The organism is Cohnella luojiensis (genome assembly GCF_004564235.1).
Lineage (GTDB): Bacteria > Bacillota > Bacilli > Paenibacillales > Paenibacillaceae > Cohnella > Cohnella luojiensis.
The window spans coordinates 125,934-141,893 of record NZ_SOMN01000008.1; the positions used below are offsets into that span (position 1 = coordinate 125,934).

Below are 15,960 nucleotides of genomic sequence, written 5' to 3' on the forward strand. Positions count from 1 at the left end.
GGAGAGATGACATGAAATTCGATTTGCATACGCACCATGACAGATGCGGCCACGCTACGGGTAAAATCAACGATTATATCGTATCGGCCATCAAAGCCGGCATGCAGGTTATCGGAATCTCCGACCATTCGCCTTATTTTGCCCATGAACACGATCAGCCCAAACCCGGCATAGCGATGGCGAGAAGCGATTTTCCCAATTACATAGCCGAGGTTCTTCGGCTTAAGGACAAATACAAAGACCAAATCGAAGTGCTGCTCGGAGTGGAATCCGACTTCTATATCGATCAAATCGATCTATATCGTTCAGCCTATGAGCCTTATCCCTTCGATTACATTATCGGCTCCGTGCACCAAACCCGGGGTGTCAGCATTTTTAACCGCAACCGGTGGAAGGGCAAGGACGAAGCGGAGAAAATCGACGAGAAAAAGCATTATTACGAGCTGATTCGCCATTCCGCGAACAGCGGTTTATTCCAAGTGCTCGGGCATATCGACGCGATGAAGGGCTACTTCCCTCTGTTCGCCAACATTCCCGGGGCAGAATCCGAAATCGACGAGGCATTGAAGGCAGTTGCGGCTAACGAGATTTCCATCGAGATCAACACGAGCGGAAGCACGAAAACCGTCGGCGGATGGTATCCTTCCGATGTCTTGCTAGAGCGAGCGTTACACTTCGGAGTCGACGTGACCTTCGGTTCCGATGCGCACATCCCCGAGAGAGTCGGCGACGAATGGGAGCTCGTCCAGAAACGGCTTCGCGAGATCGGTTTCAGCCGTTGGGTCTTCTTCCGCCAGAAGCAGAAGGTTATCGTCCCGCTATAAGATCAAAGACAGAGGTGTCGAATAAGGCCGTCCCAACCGGGACGGCCTATTATTGTTCTTTGGCTTGTCAAAAAAAAGGAAGCCCGCCAACGGTGGCAGGCTTCAATCATATGAAAAAAGGGGGTCTTGCTTATTATAATATCCAACCTCTACGACAGGCAGATCACAGGAATGTTTCAATTGTGTAACAAAATGGACGGTTAAGGTAAATCAATCAACAGGATGCGAGCCCCTCCATCGCTGACGATGGTCAGTTCGGGCACGTCTTCGATACGAGCGGCATCCCGAACGCTCAGCTTGGTTTCGCCGTTGACGCTAACATCGCCTTCGAGCACGAAAAGGAATACTTTTCTGCCCGCCGGTTGCGTAAAGGTTAAAGGTTTCCCTGCTGATGGTTCCGACAAATAAATGGTCATATCCTGATTCAGATGCGCGACTTTTCCTTCTACTCCGTTCGTTGAAGCGACAGGCACCAGAACGTCGGCCAACCCGTCCTTATCGAACTCCGTCGTCTCATAGGAAGGGGTTACGCCCTTCACATTAGGCATGAACCACATTTGCAGAAGGTCAAGCTGCTCATCCTTGGAGATATTATACTCCGAATGGAAAAGCCCGGTCCCCGCCGACATCCTTTGAACACCGCCCCAAGTCGTTTCCGCGCGGTTACCAAGGCTGTCTTGATGTTCCAGGATTCCGCTCAGCACGACCGTTACGATTTCCATTTCCCGGTGCGGATGCATGCCGAATCCTTCCGTCGCGGCGATTGAATCGTCGTTTAATACCCTCATTGGACCGAACTGCAAATATTTAGGATCGTAATAGTCGGCGAATGAAAAGCTAAAGTTCGACTTTAGCCAGCCATGATCGGCCGAATAACGTTCGTCTGCGCGTTGAATGGAAATCATCGTCATGCGCCTCCTCGTTTACTTCAGTTTACCCAAAGTGCATCAAGTGAATAATCGCCTGGGCCAATCATAGCAATTGCTACCGCAACAACGGCCAGAACCAGGTTATACTCGTACCCGCTCTGCGTATTCCAGAGTCCGTTCTTCCCATGTACCTTAACGATCGCGATCAGCATAGTCAGAACGATCAAAGCTGCCCCTAGCGGAGTTAACAACCCGAAAGCGATCAGCAATCCTCCCGCTAATTCCGCAAGGCCGGCCAGCAATGCCATCGTACGTCCGGGTTTAATCCCGATCGATTCGAAAAACCCGCCGGTACCTCCTAGTCCGTAGCCCCCGAACCACCCTGCTAATTTCTGCATCGCATGTCCCGCGAACAATAATCCGATAACGACTCTAAGCAACAATATTCCCCATTCCATCATAATAACCCACACCCTTCGTTTTGTTTAGCAAGAAGTTGTTTCTGCTTAATCTTAATATTAAGATTATTACTTACTTTTGTCAAGTAACTATATATAATTAATTTATCACTTACTTTAATGAAGTGGGTATGCTAAAATGTAAACGAAGGGGGAATCGATATGGACTATTCCAAAATGTGCCCCAAATACGAGTCGGCTGCCGAGTTATTGGGCAAGAAGTGGACGGGACTTATTATCCGCGTGCTTCTCGGCGGTCCCAAACGGTTTAAGGAAATTAAAGAGCAAATTCCCGAAATGAGCGATAAAATGCTGACTGATCGCATGAAGGAGCTCGAATCAAGCGGAATTCTCACTCGAACCGTGTACCCGGAAATGCCGGTGCGCATTGAATATGAGTTAACGGAAAAAGGCCGTAATTTGGAGGAAGTCATTCACTCCATCCAAAATTGGGGCGAAAGTTGGATGTAATAAGGCGTTAACAAAATGGGCTGTCCCGTAAGGTCTTCCAAGACCTTGCGAGGCAGCTCATTTTTTTGAGTCGTCGCAAATAGACATATAATCGACATAGATTCATAGAACTCGATAAAAGTTTACAACTTTGATACACGTGGATATAACGCGGTTACATCAATCTCTTAATCTTACATTCATACGAATGTATTGAAGGAGAGAGATGAATGAAAAAGAGAACCGCCATTACTTTAATCGCCGGCGCCGTCGTCGTTAGCGGTTTATGGTCTCAGGTGACCGCCTTAAATGGCGCGAAAACCGATGCGTCGGCAGATCCCGTCGCTCAGCCCGCTTCGGACAAGCCGTCTGCCGTGCCAACGGCAAGTCCTGAAGCTACTAACCCGCCTATAGCAAAGCCAACGCCAAAGCCAACACCCAAGCCAACTCCTAAACCTACGCCTACCGAAACCGTAGATACTCCGATCACGGAAACGGCGCTCCAGTCCATATTGGCGGATAACCTGCCCAGTTTGACGATCAAGAAAACAAACGGTCTTGCCGTTATTACGAATCCTGCAAGCCTGTACGCTTTAGTCAACAAAAAACGCAATCTCCCTTCCGACTATGCGCCGAAGGACCTTGTCGTTCCCGACGTGCCGTTCTCTTTCTCCGGCGATTCGCCCAAGAAGCAAATGCGCAAAGAAGCCGCCAAGGCGCTCGAATCGCTTTTCAAGGCAGCCAAGAAAGACGGCATTAACCTGAAAGCCGTATCCGGATACCGATCATATGCTACCCAGAAAGCCATCTTCCAGAGCAACGCCGATAAGAAAGGAGAAGAAGTCGCCAACCGCACGAGCGCTCGCCCCGGACAGAGCGAACACCAAACCGGATTGGCCATGGACATCTCCAGCGCTAGCGTCGGATTTGCTTTGGAGGAAAGCTTCGCGGATACTAAAGAAGGAAAATGGCTCTCCAAACACGCGCAGGACCATGGGTTTATCATCCGTTTCCTGAAGGGTAAAGAGTCCATAACGGGATATACTTACGAGCCTTGGCACGTCCGTTATGTTGGAAAAGACCTCGCTAAGGACATTACTAAGAAGAAAGTGACGCTGGAGCAATATTTTGAAGCCGCAGCCGTCGCGATCGGACAGAAATCCTAATTTAACTAACCGGGTGAATCGATGACTAAGCGAATTTTGATTGCCGACGACGAGCCGGGAATCGCTAATCCTATCTCTTATGCCTTTCGCAAGGAAGGCTATGAGGTAGAGACCGTATATGACGGCCAGGCAGCATTTGACAAAGCGTTAAGCTTTCAACCGCATGTCATGGTGCTCGATGTCATGATGCCCAAGATGACGGGCTACGAGGTGTGCCGCAAACTCGATAACCGCTCCAACATGGGCATTATTTTGCTTACCGTCAAAAACGATATCGTAGACAAGATCGTCGGCTTGGAAATGGGCGCCGACGATTACATGACCAAACCTTTCGATCTAAGGGAGCTCATCGCCCGGGTTAAGGCACTCCTGCGCCGCTTGGAGAAAAAGGAGCCTGAAACGGAATCGTTGGAGTTGGGACCATTAACGGTGCACCTTCAGCTAAGGACGGTTTTTGTGGAGGGGAACTCCGTAGAATTGACGCCTAAGGAGTTCGATCTGCTGGTTCTACTGCTCTCCCACCCCGAACGCGTGTATACGCGGGACGAATTGCTTGATGCCGTGTGGGGGATGGAGTACGCTGCCGGGACGAGAACGGTCGACATTCATATGCAGCGCCTGCGCAAAAAATTAGGCTATTCCGGGCAACGCATGCTTTTAACCGTATTCGGCGTCGGATACAAGGCGGTAGGAAAAGCGCCATGACCGCGGTTAGCATTAAAATCAAGTTTAGCCTTTTTCTAGCGGTGCTCCTCTTATTGACGGTTTTTGTCTTGAGTCTCTTCGTTCTACGGGGAATCAAGGAGCAGCAGCAGCTTCGCATGGAGAAGGAGCTCTTACAGCAAACGAGGATCGCCAATCTCAGCATCAAGCAAGCCTACCTCACATCGCCTCCCATCGAGGCTCAACCGTTTCTTCGTACCCGCGGACAGCAGTTCGCGATGGATTTAGCGGTATATTCCGGATTGCACGTCGTTCTATACGACAATTCCGGCAAGAAGGTTGGAGATTCCGTCCCTCTAAGCTCCGCCTATGACGTGGGAGATGCATTGGCGATAGCTCTTGGAGGGAAGATTGCCTACCAGCGCGAGCATGAGGGCGATTCGTTGCTTTATTTGACTCCCCTTCAAGGACCTGATCGCCAGATGGGCGTTATTCAGTTTCATTATCCGTTGATGAACGATATCCGATTCTACGATACGATAGCGAACCTCTTCGTGATTACTGGCGCTGCCGTGCTTGCCGTCAGTTTTATCTTGGGCTACCTTTATTTCCAACGCGCGACATCGGCAATCATTGCGCTTAACCTAGCCGCGGAACAAATCCGCAAGGGCGCGTTCTTGGCATCGCCTCCCCTTCGGCGCAAAGACGAGCTGGGACAACTAAGCCAAGGCATCTATTATATGAGTTCGGAAATCCAAGGCAGCATGACCGCGATGATGGAAGAGGAAACCAAACTTCGCCAAGCCGTGGAAAAACTGCAGAAACTCGAGCAACAACAGAAGCAATTCATCGGCAACATCAGCCACGAGTTCAAGACGCCGCTCACTTCCATTAAGGCTTATTCCGAATTGATGGAATTGTACAGGGACGATACGGATTTGCGTAACGATGCCCTTCATCATATCCGGCTCGAAACCGACCGGCTTCATGAGATGGTGGATATGATTCTAAGGATCGCGGCGTTGGAAAAGTATGATTTCGAATTCCATCCCGAACGGGTCGACTTGCGGGAGATGCTGCTCGATATCGCCGGCAGACTGAAGGCTAAGGCGGATAGGTTCGGGGTGACCATCGTTCTTCACTTGGAGGACGCTGCGATCTGGGCGGACCGCGAGAGCGTCATGCACATCCTGATCAATCTGTTCGACAATGCCATTAAATATAACTTGCCTGGCGGGCAAATCATCGTTGCCAACCGGGTCGAGGGAGATCGGGTAACCGTGCAAATCGCGGATACGGGAATCGGGATTCCGGCGGAAGCCCGCGATAAAATATTCGAACCTTTCTTCACGGTGAATAACGATCGTTCCAGGCACAGCGGGGGCACGGGGTTAGGGCTCTCGCTCGTCAAGCAATTGGTCGAGAAGCACCGGGGAACCATCGAACTTCTGGATTCGGAAAACGGCGCGGTGTTTGAACTGACTTTTCCATCCTTCCTATCGCCAACCAACAAGGAGGTGCATTAATGCGATGCCCTTAAAAAAAACATTTCGACAATTATCCTTATCGGCCCTACTCCTGCTCACCTTAGTAGGTTGTCAACTTCAAGATACTGTGGTCGGCGATCGAAATGAAACTCCCAACAACAAACGTATTACCGTTATCGAAAATCCGGAGAGAACCACTTACGAGGAATCGGTCGTCGATGCTCTCGTTCGTTTGGATGACGTTCGGGGGTTGGATTGGCTTGACGAAGAGGAAATTATCGTGGATAAGGAGAATCGCGATTTCGGAACTCCCGAGAAGGCGGATGGATTAGATTGGTATCCGCACAATATCTACGTCCAATCGCTTGAATCCGGCGTTCAAACCCCTCTGTTGCAGGCTAACGAGCATCAAGGCTACGCTCAAGTCAACCCGGATAGAACCCAGATATTCTACAAAACGTTTTTCCTGCAAAGCAATACGGGAAAAGGGTACTTGTACGACATTCCTTCGCGCAAGGCGCAATCCTTCACGGATATCGATGCGATGGACGTCCAGAACGGCAGATGGGTGGATAACGAATCCGTCGTATACGCGACCATTGACGGGAAGATCTATTTGGCCAGCATGGGAAGTTCGGCACCGCGATTGTTGCTGGATAGCCAAATCCCTTTCGTCACTAATCTTGCTTATATGAATGGCCGTTTATATTACTCCTCTCTTAAAGGATCTCTGTATGTAAAGGAATCCGAGGAGAAGCCGCAGATTTTACCGATAAGCAACGTCGTTTGGATGGTTCCATCGCCGGATGAGCAACGGCTAGCTATCGTACGAAGAATAAAGAGCGGAGACATGGAGCTTCTTATCACGGACCTAAAGGGCGAGACTCTCTTCGCGATAGCCCAAGACTCGCAAATATTCGGCACGGCTTGGTCGCCCGATGGGAACAAATTAGCTTACGCGGGAATCACTTCGAACGGAACAGCTCGAGGTATTTATGTGTCCAATTCGTCAACCGGTTTGTCAGCCCCCCTCACCGTGGATGTCAAATTCATCGCGGACCCGTTGCGCTGGAGCCCGACCGGCACCCGTCTCATGGTATCCTCCACCCAACCGGACGATCAGAGCAGGCTCAACAGGTACGTGACCTATTTAGTGAGGGTTAGCGGATCCTAACCGTTGCCGGGTTGAGCATTATCGTCTACAATAACACTAACGTGACGAAGAACGTCCTTGTCCATTTTCAATGGAAGGGGCGTTCTTTTTATTTTGGAGGAGGCTAAGTTAATGGAATTCGAACAGGCTTATGAGAAGTTTATGAACGTTCATGTGGAGTTACGTGGAGGCGAAAGAAAGGCGCGATTGCTCAACCGAAATTTTCATGGCGAGAAGCTGTTCTTGAGCAATGTTTGGTGGGTTCTTAGTGGTAATTTAGACAACTTGCATCCCGAGTTCGAGATCACGGATTGGCGGGGCAGATCTTATTTCGCCGATTTCGCTTGGAAGTCGCCTTGGAACGTTACGATTTTATTTGAAATTAAAGGCTATAACACCCACGTGCGAGATATGGACCGCAAAGGCTTCGATAATGAAACGAACCGGGAGCTGTTCTTGCAAGGTATCGGTTATCGGGTGGCTCCCTTGTCCTACGATAACGTATGCAATCATCCGGAGATATGCATAACCTTGTTGCGCTTGTTTTTTAGTCAATTCCAATCAGTCGAAGCTCCAACGGATCCCTCCCTCTTCGGAGAAAAGGAACTTATAAAGTACGCCCTTAGACTTGCATGTATGGGTTTGCTGGGTTTGCTGGGTTTGCTGGGTTTGCTGGGTTTGCTGGGTTTGCTGGGTTTGCATTGACGGACACCAAATCCGTTATGTGTTAGCAAACCTCGGTTTTCGGTTACTTGACGGACACACGATCCGCTATTACTCCCAAAACCTGCGATTCCACCCGACTAACCCTTAAATAGCGCATCGTGTGTCCTCATGTGTGCTAGAATCGAGCGATTTATAGGAATTAGCGGATCGTGTGTCCGCGAACAACATTATAAATTTCCCGCGAGTTGCAACTCCCAAGTATTATCTCGTTTGCTGGGTTTGCTGGGTGGATGGGTTTGCATTGACGGACACCAAATCCGTTATGTGTTAGCAAACCTCGGTTTTCGGTTACTTGACGGACACACGATCCGCTATTATGCCCAAAACCTGCGATTCCACCCGACTAACCCTTAAATAGCGCATCGTGTGTCCTCATGTGTGCTAGAATCGAGCGATTTATAGGAATTAGCGGATCGTGTGTCCGCGAACAACATAATAAATTTCCCACGAGTTGCAACTCCCAAGTATTATCTCGGTTACTGGGTTGCTGGGTTGCTGGTTGCTGGGTTGCTGGTTGCTGGGCTGCTGGGTTGCTGGGTTGCTGGGTTGCTGGGTTGCTGGGTTGCTGGGTTGCTGGGTTGCTGGGTTGCTGGGTTGCTGGGTTGCTGGGTTACTGGTTTGGCGGTTGGCGGGTTGGCGGGTTCGCGGGTTGGCGGGTTCGCGGGTTGGCGGGTTGGCGGGTTGTTAAGCAAACAAAGAAACCGCCAAGCGGGGAATACCCCCGCTCAGCGGTCGCGAAAATTTACATTCCAAGCCATTGCTTGAACATATGCTTCGTCGTGTCTCTGTTCATCGCGGCGATGGAAGTCGTTAGCGGAATGCCTTTCGGGCAGGAACGGACGCAGTTCTGCGAGTTGCCGCAGCCTTCGATGCCCCCTTCCTCCATCAATGCTTCCAAGCGTTCGTGCGCGTTCATCTCTCCGGTTGGATGTACGTTGAACAAACGCACTTGAGAGATGGCGGCCGGACCGATAAAGCTGTTCCGTTCGTTAACGTTCGGACATGCCTCTAGGCACACGCCGCATGTCATGCACTTGGATAATTCATAAGCCCATTGGCGCTTCGATTCGGCCAATCTCGGCCCCGGTCCAAGGTCGTAGGTTCCGTCGATCGGAATCCACGCTTTGACTTTCTTCAACGCCTTGAACATCCGCTCGCGGTTAATGACCAAGTCGCGGACGACCGGAAACGTAGACATCGGCTCAAGACGGATTGGCTGCTCCAGCTTGTCGACAAGCGTGCTGCAAGCTTGGCGCGGCTTGCCGTTGATAACCATCGAGCATGCGCCGCATACTTCCTCCAAACAGTTGGACTCCCAGCAGACCGGCGCCGTTTTCTCGCCGTCCGCTTTAACCGGATTCCGCTGGATTTCCATCAACGCGCTGATGACGTTCATATTCGGACGATACGGAACTTCGAATTCCTCCGTGAATGGGGAGGCTTCCGGACGCTCCCGGCGCGTGATGACAAACTTAACTTTTCGTGCTGCAGTTGTCGTGGTAGTCGTTACCGCCATGGCTTAGCCCTCCTTCTTCTTGTTCGTGGAGTAATCGCGTTTCCGCGGAGCGATCAAGGAGACGTCGATGTCCTCGTACGTAATTTCCGGACCTTCGGCAGTCCATTTCGCTTTCGTGGTTTTCATGAAGTTGTCGTCGTCGCGCTCGGTGAATTCCGGTTTGTAATGCGCGCCGCGGCTTTCGTTCCGCATCAACGCGCCTACCGTCATTGCCTCGGCCAGCTCCATCATGTTCCACAGCTGGCGGGTGAACGCCACTCCCGTGTTGTTCCAACGGGCCGTATCGTTGATGTTGATCTTCTGGTAACGCTGCTTAAGCTCTTTGATCTTGCTGATCGTTTCTTCAAGCTTCTTGTTATAACGAACGACGGTCATGTTGTTCGTCATCCACTCTCCAAGCTCTTTGTGAAGAACATAAGCGTTCTCCGTGCCGTCCATCTTCAGGATCGACTCGTATTTATTCGCTTGTTTGCTGCGTTCGCGCTCGAACACGCTCTCGGCAACGTCTTCCGCGGACTTCTTCAAGCCGCGAATGTATTCGATCGCTTTCGGTCCGGTGACCATGCCGCCGTAGATCGCGGACAAAAGCGAGTTCGCGCCCAAACGGTTCGCGCCGTGATATTGGTACTCGCATTCCCCGCAAGCGAACAAGCCGGGAATATTCGTCATTTGATTGTAATCGACCCACATTCCGCCCATGGAATAGTGAACCGCAGGGAAAATCTGCATCGGAATTTTGCGAGGATCGTCTCCCATGAACTTCTCGTAAATCTCGATGATACCGCCGAGTTTAACGTCAAGCTCCTTCGGATCCTTATGCGACAAGTCGAGGTAAACCTTGTTCTCGCCGTCAATGCCGAGCTTCTGCTCTACGCAGACGTCGAAGATTTCGCGAGTCGCGATATCGCGCGGAACGAGATTCCCGTACGCCGGATATTTTTCCTCGAGGAAGTACCAAGGCTTGCCGTCCTTATACGTCCAGATTCGTCCGCCTTCTCCCCGCGCGGATTCGCTCATGAGGCGAAGCTTGTCGTCTCCCGGAATCGCCGTCGGATGAATTTGGATGAATTCCCCGTTCGCGTAGTAAACGCCTTGTTGGTACACCGCGCTTGCTGCCGTACCCGTGTTGATGACCGAGTTCGTCGTCTTGCCGAAAATAATTCCCGGACCGCCCGTTGCCAATATAACCGCATCCCCGCGGAACGTGACCGACTCCATGGTGCGAAGATCTTGCGCCGCGATACCGCGGCATACGCCGTCGTCGTCGATCACGACGGACGTAAATTCCCAATGCTCGAATTTCTGCACGAGCCCGGCAGCTTCCCAGCGACGAACTTGTTCGTCCAACGCGTACAACAGCTGTTGTCCTGTCGTCGCGCCCGCGAAAGCGGTGCGGTGATACTGAGTGCCTCCGAATCTGCGGAAATCAAGCAATCCTTCCGGAGTACGGCTAAACATAACGCCCATCCGATCCATCAGATGGATAATTCCCGGCGCCGCTTCGCACATCGCTTTAACCGGCGGTTGGTTAGCCAAGAAATCCCCGCCGTATACCGTATCGTCAAAATGCTCCCATGGGGAGTCGCCTTCGCCTTTTGTATTTACCGCTCCGTTAATGCCGCCTTGGGCGCATACGGAGTGAGATCTTTTTACCGGGACTAACGAGAACAGATCGACCCGCGCTCCCGCTTCAGCCGCTTTAATCGTCGCCATCAGTCCGGCAAGTCCGCCGCCGACGACGATTACTTTTTGAGTTGCCATTAAGTATCTTCTCCTCCTAAAAAGTTTGCCGAGCAAACTTACTTCGAAAGCCTATGCTTAACCTATCGTAACTGAACTTAGCGCCGTTGCTGCCGCCGATGCGAATTCATCGCTGCGGAACGCGAACAAGGACAACAAGAACAAAGCCGCTACGATCACGAAGATAACCATGCAGATATTAGAAGAAACCTTCTGCGCGCGCGGCCCAACGGTAATTCCCCAGCTAACGAGGAACGCCCATAACCCGTTCGCGAAATGGAACGTTGCCGCCAGCACCCCGATGATATACGCCGTAAAAACGAGCGGATCGCTTACGATACCATTCATGTGCTGTCCCAACTCTTCGTGCGTTACGTTCCCTAAAATAATTTGGAATCGCGTTTCGTAAAAATGCCAAGCAACGAAAATGAAGGTGATAACCCCCGTTATCCGTTGCAACGTAAATGCCCAGTTTCGGCCGTAGCTGAATCTTCCCGTGTTTACGTTGGATTGGTAAGCGATGTACAATCCATACACCCCGTGAAACAAAATCGGCAGCCAAATCACGAATAACTCCAACCAGAAAACCAAGGGAACGCTATTCAAGAAATCGACGCTTTTCGCGAAGCCCTCCTGTCCCCCTTCATAGGCGGTATAGTTCGCCAACGCGTGCTCGATGATGAACAGTCCGAGCGGGATTACGCCGAGCAGCGAGTGAAGCTTTCTCGGTAAATAAGAATTACCTGCCATGTTTGTGTTCGATCTCCTTTCGCATCCGTGCTTAGACAAAGTAGACTACCTATAATCTTGATATTCGGCACCTTTGTCACCGCTTTTAAGATTACTCTATTTTCGCTTATAATGGAACTGCTTATTTAATATTAAAACTTATAACAAATACGCATAAGGGAGTGGAACATTCTGCTTGAAGATATGAGACTATTCGCGACGATCGTGGAACTAACCAGCTTGAACAAAGCGGCAGAAAGGCTTAACCTCTCTCAGCCGGCGCTCTCCCGGCGCCTTGCCCGGCTTGAATCCGAGCTCGAGGTCGATCTCTTCCGAAGAATCGGCAAAAGGCTGGAATTAACCGCGGCAGGCAAGGTGACCTATGAATTCGCACTCGAATTGCGTCGCTTCCACGGCACCTATTTACAGAAGCTGAACGCGTTCAAGTCTTCGGAAGCTCCCTTAGCCACGATCGGAGCCAGCCTAACTACCCTCCAAACCACGTTGCCGGAACTCATTACCGCGATGACGGAGAAGCATCCTAATCTGGAGATCAAAGCGATTACCGGCAAATCCCACGAAATTTCCACTTTGGTGAAGGAGCGAAAGGTTGATTTCGGGATCGTCGCTTCCTCCGTCGTAGATGACCCGGCTATTACCAGTTTACCCTTGTTTGACGATCATCTTATTCTTGTTCTTCCGAAAACCCACATTATATTAGAAAGAACGCATTTGGAGATGGCGGATTTACACGGGCTGCCGATGATCCTGTTCGCGCCAGGCACTTGGTACCGAACGCTGACGGACGAGCTATTCCGGACTTACAATCTGAAGCCGGACGTCAGAATGGAGATCGATTCCTTCGAGGCGATCATTCGCCTGTTATCGGCTTGCAGGGCGGGTACGCTGCTCCCCAAATCTTATTTGCGCGACCAAGTGCTCGAGGATAACGACCTTTATCTTGTCCGCATCCGCGAGCTTGAGGAAACGAAACGGACCACTTCTCTTATTCATGGCGATCCCGCCTGGCTCCCGCCTTCCACGCGCTACCTAATCGAGGAAACGGTTGCCTATTTTGCCCGCCGAGCGAAACTTCACAAAGAGTAAGCCACGCAAGCTTTAGCGGCTTGTTTCCTTTATTTCCCGGTGTTAAAGACTACCCTATTGTGGTAACCTCTTACAGAATCAAAATCCGGCCAAAACCGACTGGTGCGGGGGAAAAGAATCAAAGTACATATCGGATATCTAACCGTAATGTACTAGGGGTGAATCGCAATCATTGCGTAGGGCTGATCTCCCAGTCCGAATCCGACAGCTAACCTCGCCGGCCAATTCTAGGAGGACAAGTTTAAACATGATGTACAATTGGAAAAAGTTGAGCATGCGATCTGCGGCACTGGTGTTAGGAACGGCCTTGATGCTTCCGGCATTAACCGCGAATGCGGCAACGCCCTATACGACTAAAGATACGGATACGTTTTGGAAGCTATCCAGGCAATTTAACGTTCCGGTCAAGAAGCTAATGGCAGCTAATCCTAAAGTGGATCCGCTGAACATTTACGCAGGATTGAAGCTGGTCATCCCAAGCAATGCCGCTGCCATGTCCAAACCCGCAGCCGCGAAAGAACCGACGATAACCGCGCAATCCATCACGACTTCCAGCGGTCAATCGCTGTCCTTCTCCAAAGTCATGGACATTAAAGCGACCGCCTATTCGGATTCCGCGGAAGAGAACGGCAAATGGGGCCCCGTCGATTATTTCGGCAATCCTCTCAAGCTTGGAACCATCGCGGTCGACCCGAAGGTGATTCCTTTCGGAACGAAAGTGTTCATTACGGGATACGATTTCTCCGGATTGCCATCGGGCGGACTAGTGGCTACCGCAACCGATAAAGGCGGAGCCATCAAAGGCAATCGCATCGACATTTTCGTTCCCGGTTCCCGCTCTTTCGTATCGGGATTCGGTTATCAAAGCGTGAAGGTGTATATATTGAAATAGACAACGCTTGCGCCTGAGCGCAAACGGGCTATCCATGGCATGATCGTCATGCTTGGGATAGCTCTTTTTTTCTATCCTTTTCTTTTCTCCGGTATGGACAACAATTCCGTCAAGGTAACCGGTTCATAATGATGATTTCGAAGCCAGTCGATAATCCGCGGCAACGCCTTTACCGTCCCGGTCAAGCTTTGCCCTTCGCCTCCTCCTGCATGCATGAGAACGACGGAGCCCGGCCTAACCGAACGGGTCACGTTCCGGAAGACTTGATCCGCGTTCAGCTGGCGCCAATCCGAAGAATCAACGTCCCAATTGACGACCGTATACCCTCGTTGTTTCGCCCATTCCAAGTGCTTAGGCAATATTTCCCCGTAAGGCGGACGCACGAGCCTCGGTTTGAACCCGACAATCCCCTCGATCGCATTCTCGGCACGGCTGATTTGCTCTTTCACCTTTGCAAAAGGCAGCTTCGATAGATCCGGATGACTGTAGGTATGGTTGCCGATGTTATGACCTTCTTTATGAATCCTCTTGACCAAGTCGGGGTGTTTCAGGCTGCGAGTTCCCACGACGAAAAAGGTTGCCCGAACTTTCTTGTCCCTGAGCACATCAAGTACTTTAGGAGTAAACCGCGGATCCGGCACATCGTCGAACGTTAAAGCGACTTTGCGCGAGCCGCGAGAGGCGGATAACACGAATACGCCATCGTATTTACGCTCCAATTCGGTCCAATCAATCCCTGAAGGCTTTGCTTTCGCGGCAGATTCATTTCCCCACAAAGACAAAAGGGTGACGGTGCCCAACAGCACCATCACCGCTTTTCTGCAACGCGAAATCGTCATCTGGCCATCCTCCCATTACCGCTCATCTTATTTATATCCTGAGCGAACGGGATGGTTTTCATTCACGATTTAATGATTACTTTTCCTCTAGGCCCAGCTTTCGGGCAAGCCATGCGGTCGTGCTTGCTTGCACTAGAATCGTGAACACGATAGCCATCAGCACGACGGCCGCCACGCGGTCCGCGTAAGGGATCCCGCTAGCGACGATCATGCCCGACAAGGCCGCCGGGATGACGCCGGTCTCCCTTACCCAACACATGAATAGCATTTCCTTCCATGTCCAGCGCGTGCGCAAATCGGGCAAGACCGAAGCAAAAACCGTTAGCGGTCTCGCTATAAATACAAGGACGACGACGACCGCAAGGGATGGCCACAAGTACTCGCCCAGAAGCCAGAAATTGACTTGGCTTCCCAATAGGATGAAGATGAACATTCTCATCATGACGGACGCGTTGTCCGCGACGTGTCCCATCTCCGTCATCTTGTCCTTCATCGACAATCCAATATGATGCCCATTCCCCCATACGAGCCCCGCCGTAAAGGTAGCCATCAACCCGCTAACATGCAGGAGATCCCCTACTAAATAGGCAGCCAAAGCGACGGAAATCATGGATATCGCCGCATACTCCCTGAACCATCCCCATTTGGCATGCGCCACTAAGAACGTCATTGCAAGGGAAAGACCGACCCCTACCGCTATTCCTCCAATGGCCGTTTTCAAGAAATCGAATGAAATAGCGCCTACGCTTGGAGAATGTCCGCTCGTTATGGCGGCCAACAAGGTGAAAGTCAGGATCGAACCGGTCGCATCATTGAATGCGGATTCGCTTTCCACCGTCTCCCTAAGCCGTTCTCGCACCTTCACCTGGCGGAACACGGGGATAATCGTCGCCGGATCCGTCGAGGAAATGACGGCCCCGATGAGCAATGCAGTCGTCCAATCGATCCCGAATACCTCGTGTGCCACGTACCCGGTAATGCCGGCAGTGAGGATAACTCCAACCGTACTAAGCAACGTCACGGATAACGCAACCTGCCTTAAGCCATGCCATCTGATGTTGCGTCCCCCGTCGAACAAGATTAGTGCCGACCCGGCAGCTAGAATCATTTGACTCGTGAGAGAACTGCTCTCTTCCGAAATCAAATGCAGGCCTTGTCCTAACAGCATACCCGCCCCTATGTAAAGGACCACGTCAGGCAATTTAAGCAACGCCGCTAACCTGCCCGCTACGATCCCCGTCCCGAAGACGAGCAATAACAGCAGCAAGAGATGGTGGACCGTTTGCATAACCCCGTTTTCCATCAGATGAATCCCGCCTTATCCCTTGATCAACAAACCGA

At 51.2% G+C, this 15,960-nt stretch carries 16 protein-coding genes and 1 riboswitch; of the genes, 9 read left to right on the top strand and 7 right to left on the bottom strand.

Annotated features, from left to right (window positions below; genetic code table 11):
- The first annotated feature begins 11 nt into the window (after positions 1–11).
- Positions 12–824 (top strand): histidinol-phosphatase, encoded by an 813-nt coding sequence (locus E2980_RS08910; RefSeq protein ID WP_135151828.1) that lies wholly within the window; start codon positions 12–14, stop codon positions 822–824.
- A 200-nt stretch (positions 825–1,024) separates the two neighbouring features.
- Here the strand turns inward: E2980_RS08910 and E2980_RS08915 are convergent, their stop codons facing one another.
- Entirely contained in the window at positions 1,025–1,729 is a 705-nt protein-coding gene (locus tag E2980_RS08915; RefSeq protein ID WP_135151829.1) for a pirin family protein, read from the bottom strand.
- A gap of 23 nt (positions 1,730–1,752) precedes the next feature.
- A complete protein-coding gene (locus tag E2980_RS08920) occupies positions 1,753–2,154 on the bottom strand; it encodes a DoxX family protein (protein ID WP_135151830.1) in 402 nt (133 codons plus the stop codon).
- A 159-nt stretch (positions 2,155–2,313) separates the two neighbouring features.
- Between E2980_RS08920 and E2980_RS08925 the strand changes: the two genes are divergently transcribed.
- From E2980_RS08925 to E2980_RS24145, 6 genes are all read left to right on the top strand, one after another.
- Entirely contained in the window at positions 2,314–2,622 is a 309-nt protein-coding gene (locus tag E2980_RS08925; RefSeq protein ID WP_135151831.1) for a winged helix-turn-helix transcriptional regulator, read from the top strand.
- Positions 2,623–2,831: 209 nt separating this feature from the next.
- Positions 2,832–3,767: a M15 family metallopeptidase gene (locus E2980_RS08930; RefSeq protein ID WP_135151832.1), complete on the top strand. Its 936-nt coding sequence runs from the start codon at positions 2,832–2,834 to the stop codon at positions 3,765–3,767.
- A 21-nt stretch (positions 3,768–3,788) separates the two neighbouring features.
- The gene (locus E2980_RS08935) at positions 3,789–4,472 is read left to right on the top strand and encodes a response regulator transcription factor (RefSeq protein WP_135151833.1); all 684 of its coding nucleotides are present in this window, start codon (positions 3,789–3,791) and stop codon (positions 4,470–4,472) included.
- Positions 4,469–5,956: a sensor histidine kinase gene (locus E2980_RS08940; protein ID WP_135151834.1), complete on the top strand. Its 1,488-nt coding sequence runs from the start codon at positions 4,469–4,471 to the stop codon at positions 5,954–5,956. Before E2980_RS08935 ends, E2980_RS08940 begins: the two co-directional genes overlap by 4 nt.
- 4 nt (positions 5,957–5,960) lie before the next feature.
- Complete coding sequence (locus E2980_RS08945) at positions 5,961–7,091, top strand: TolB-like translocation protein (protein ID WP_135151835.1); 1,131 nt, start codon at positions 5,961–5,963, stop codon at positions 7,089–7,091.
- Positions 7,092–7,202: 111 nt separating this feature from the next.
- The gene (locus E2980_RS24145; protein WP_167747044.1) at positions 7,203–7,775 is read left to right on the top strand and encodes a hypothetical protein; all 573 of its coding nucleotides are present in this window, start codon (positions 7,203–7,205) and stop codon (positions 7,773–7,775) included.
- A gap of 763 nt (positions 7,776–8,538) precedes the next feature.
- Here E2980_RS24145 and sdhB read toward each other — a convergent pair.
- From sdhB to E2980_RS08965, 3 genes are read right to left on the bottom strand one after another with little or no spacing between them, the layout of a single operon-like run.
- A complete protein-coding gene (sdhB, locus tag E2980_RS08955) occupies positions 8,539–9,312 on the bottom strand; it encodes a succinate dehydrogenase iron-sulfur subunit (RefSeq protein WP_135151837.1) in 774 nt (257 codons plus the stop codon).
- A 3-nt stretch (positions 9,313–9,315) separates the two neighbouring features.
- Positions 9,316–11,073 (bottom strand): succinate dehydrogenase flavoprotein subunit, encoded by a 1,758-nt coding sequence (gene sdhA, locus E2980_RS08960; RefSeq protein ID WP_135151838.1) that lies wholly within the window; start codon positions 11,071–11,073, stop codon positions 9,316–9,318.
- 57 nt (positions 11,074–11,130) lie between these two features.
- Positions 11,131–11,802: a succinate dehydrogenase cytochrome b558 subunit gene (locus E2980_RS08965; protein WP_135151839.1), complete on the bottom strand. Its 672-nt coding sequence runs from the start codon at positions 11,800–11,802 to the stop codon at positions 11,131–11,133.
- 183 nt (positions 11,803–11,985) lie between these two features.
- Between E2980_RS08965 and E2980_RS08970 the strand changes: the two genes are divergently transcribed.
- Both E2980_RS08970 and E2980_RS08975 read left to right on the top strand, forming a co-directional pair.
- Positions 11,986–12,888: a LysR family transcriptional regulator gene (locus tag E2980_RS08970; RefSeq protein WP_135151840.1), complete on the top strand. Its 903-nt coding sequence runs from the start codon at positions 11,986–11,988 to the stop codon at positions 12,886–12,888.
- A gap of 77 nt (positions 12,889–12,965) precedes the next feature.
- A riboswitch (cyclic di-AMP (ydaO/yuaA leader) is annotated at positions 12,966–13,127 on the top strand.
- Positions 13,128–13,135: 8 nt separating this feature from the next.
- A complete protein-coding gene (locus E2980_RS08975) occupies positions 13,136–13,780 on the top strand; it encodes a 3D domain-containing protein (protein WP_338080646.1) in 645 nt (214 codons plus the stop codon).
- 71 nt (positions 13,781–13,851) lie between these two features.
- Here the strand turns inward: E2980_RS08975 and E2980_RS08980 are convergent, their stop codons facing one another.
- Positions 13,852–14,619: a polysaccharide deacetylase family protein gene (locus E2980_RS08980; RefSeq protein WP_135151841.1), complete on the bottom strand. Its 768-nt coding sequence runs from the start codon at positions 14,617–14,619 to the stop codon at positions 13,852–13,854.
- 76 nt (positions 14,620–14,695) lie between these two features.
- Positions 14,696–15,922: a cation:proton antiporter gene (locus E2980_RS08985; RefSeq protein ID WP_135151842.1), complete on the bottom strand. Its 1,227-nt coding sequence runs from the start codon at positions 15,920–15,922 to the stop codon at positions 14,696–14,698.
- Positions 15,923–15,960: the final 38 nt, after the last annotated feature.

What these genes read in the sequence shown, in the direction of transcription:
- E2980_RS24145 (WP_167747044.1), top strand. Translation starts at nt 7,203, where the DNA reads ATGGAATTCGAACAGGCTTATGAGAAGTTTATGAACGTTCATGTGGAG.
- sdhB (WP_135151837.1), bottom strand. Translation starts at nt 9,312, where the DNA reads ATGGCGGTAACGACTACCACGACAACTGCAGCACGAAAAGTTAAGTTT.
- E2980_RS08975 (WP_338080646.1), top strand. Translation starts at nt 13,136, where the DNA reads ATGATGTACAATTGGAAAAAGTTGAGCATGCGATCTGCGGCACTGGTG.
- E2980_RS08920 (WP_135151830.1), bottom strand. Translation starts at nt 2,154, where the DNA reads ATGATGGAATGGGGAATATTGTTGCTTAGAGTCGTTATCGGATTATTG.
- E2980_RS08970 (WP_135151840.1), top strand. Translation starts at nt 11,986, where the DNA reads ATGAGACTATTCGCGACGATCGTGGAACTAACCAGCTTGAACAAAGCG.
- E2980_RS08965 (WP_135151839.1), bottom strand. Translation starts at nt 11,802, where the DNA reads ATGGCAGGTAATTCTTATTTACCGAGAAAGCTTCACTCGCTGCTCGGC.
- E2980_RS08985 (WP_135151842.1), bottom strand. Translation starts at nt 15,922, where the DNA reads ATGGAAAACGGGGTTATGCAAACGGTCCACCATCTCTTGCTGCTGTTA.
- E2980_RS08945 (WP_135151835.1), top strand. Translation starts at nt 5,961, where the DNA reads ATGCCCTTAAAAAAAACATTTCGACAATTATCCTTATCGGCCCTACTC.
- E2980_RS08910 (WP_135151828.1), top strand. Translation starts at nt 12, where the DNA reads ATGAAATTCGATTTGCATACGCACCATGACAGATGCGGCCACGCTACG.
- E2980_RS08925 (WP_135151831.1), top strand. Translation starts at nt 2,314, where the DNA reads ATGGACTATTCCAAAATGTGCCCCAAATACGAGTCGGCTGCCGAGTTA.
- sdhA (WP_135151838.1), bottom strand. Translation starts at nt 11,073, where the DNA reads ATGGCAACTCAAAAAGTAATCGTCGTCGGCGGCGGACTTGCCGGACTG.
- E2980_RS08915 (WP_135151829.1), bottom strand. Translation starts at nt 1,729, where the DNA reads ATGATTTCCATTCAACGCGCAGACGAACGTTATTCGGCCGATCATGGC.
- E2980_RS08930 (WP_135151832.1), top strand. Translation starts at nt 2,832, where the DNA reads ATGAAAAAGAGAACCGCCATTACTTTAATCGCCGGCGCCGTCGTCGTT.
- E2980_RS08980 (WP_135151841.1), bottom strand. Translation starts at nt 14,619, where the DNA reads ATGACGATTTCGCGTTGCAGAAAAGCGGTGATGGTGCTGTTGGGCACC.
- E2980_RS08940 (WP_135151834.1), top strand. Translation starts at nt 4,469, where the DNA reads ATGACCGCGGTTAGCATTAAAATCAAGTTTAGCCTTTTTCTAGCGGTG.
- E2980_RS08935 (WP_135151833.1), top strand. Translation starts at nt 3,789, where the DNA reads ATGACTAAGCGAATTTTGATTGCCGACGACGAGCCGGGAATCGCTAAT.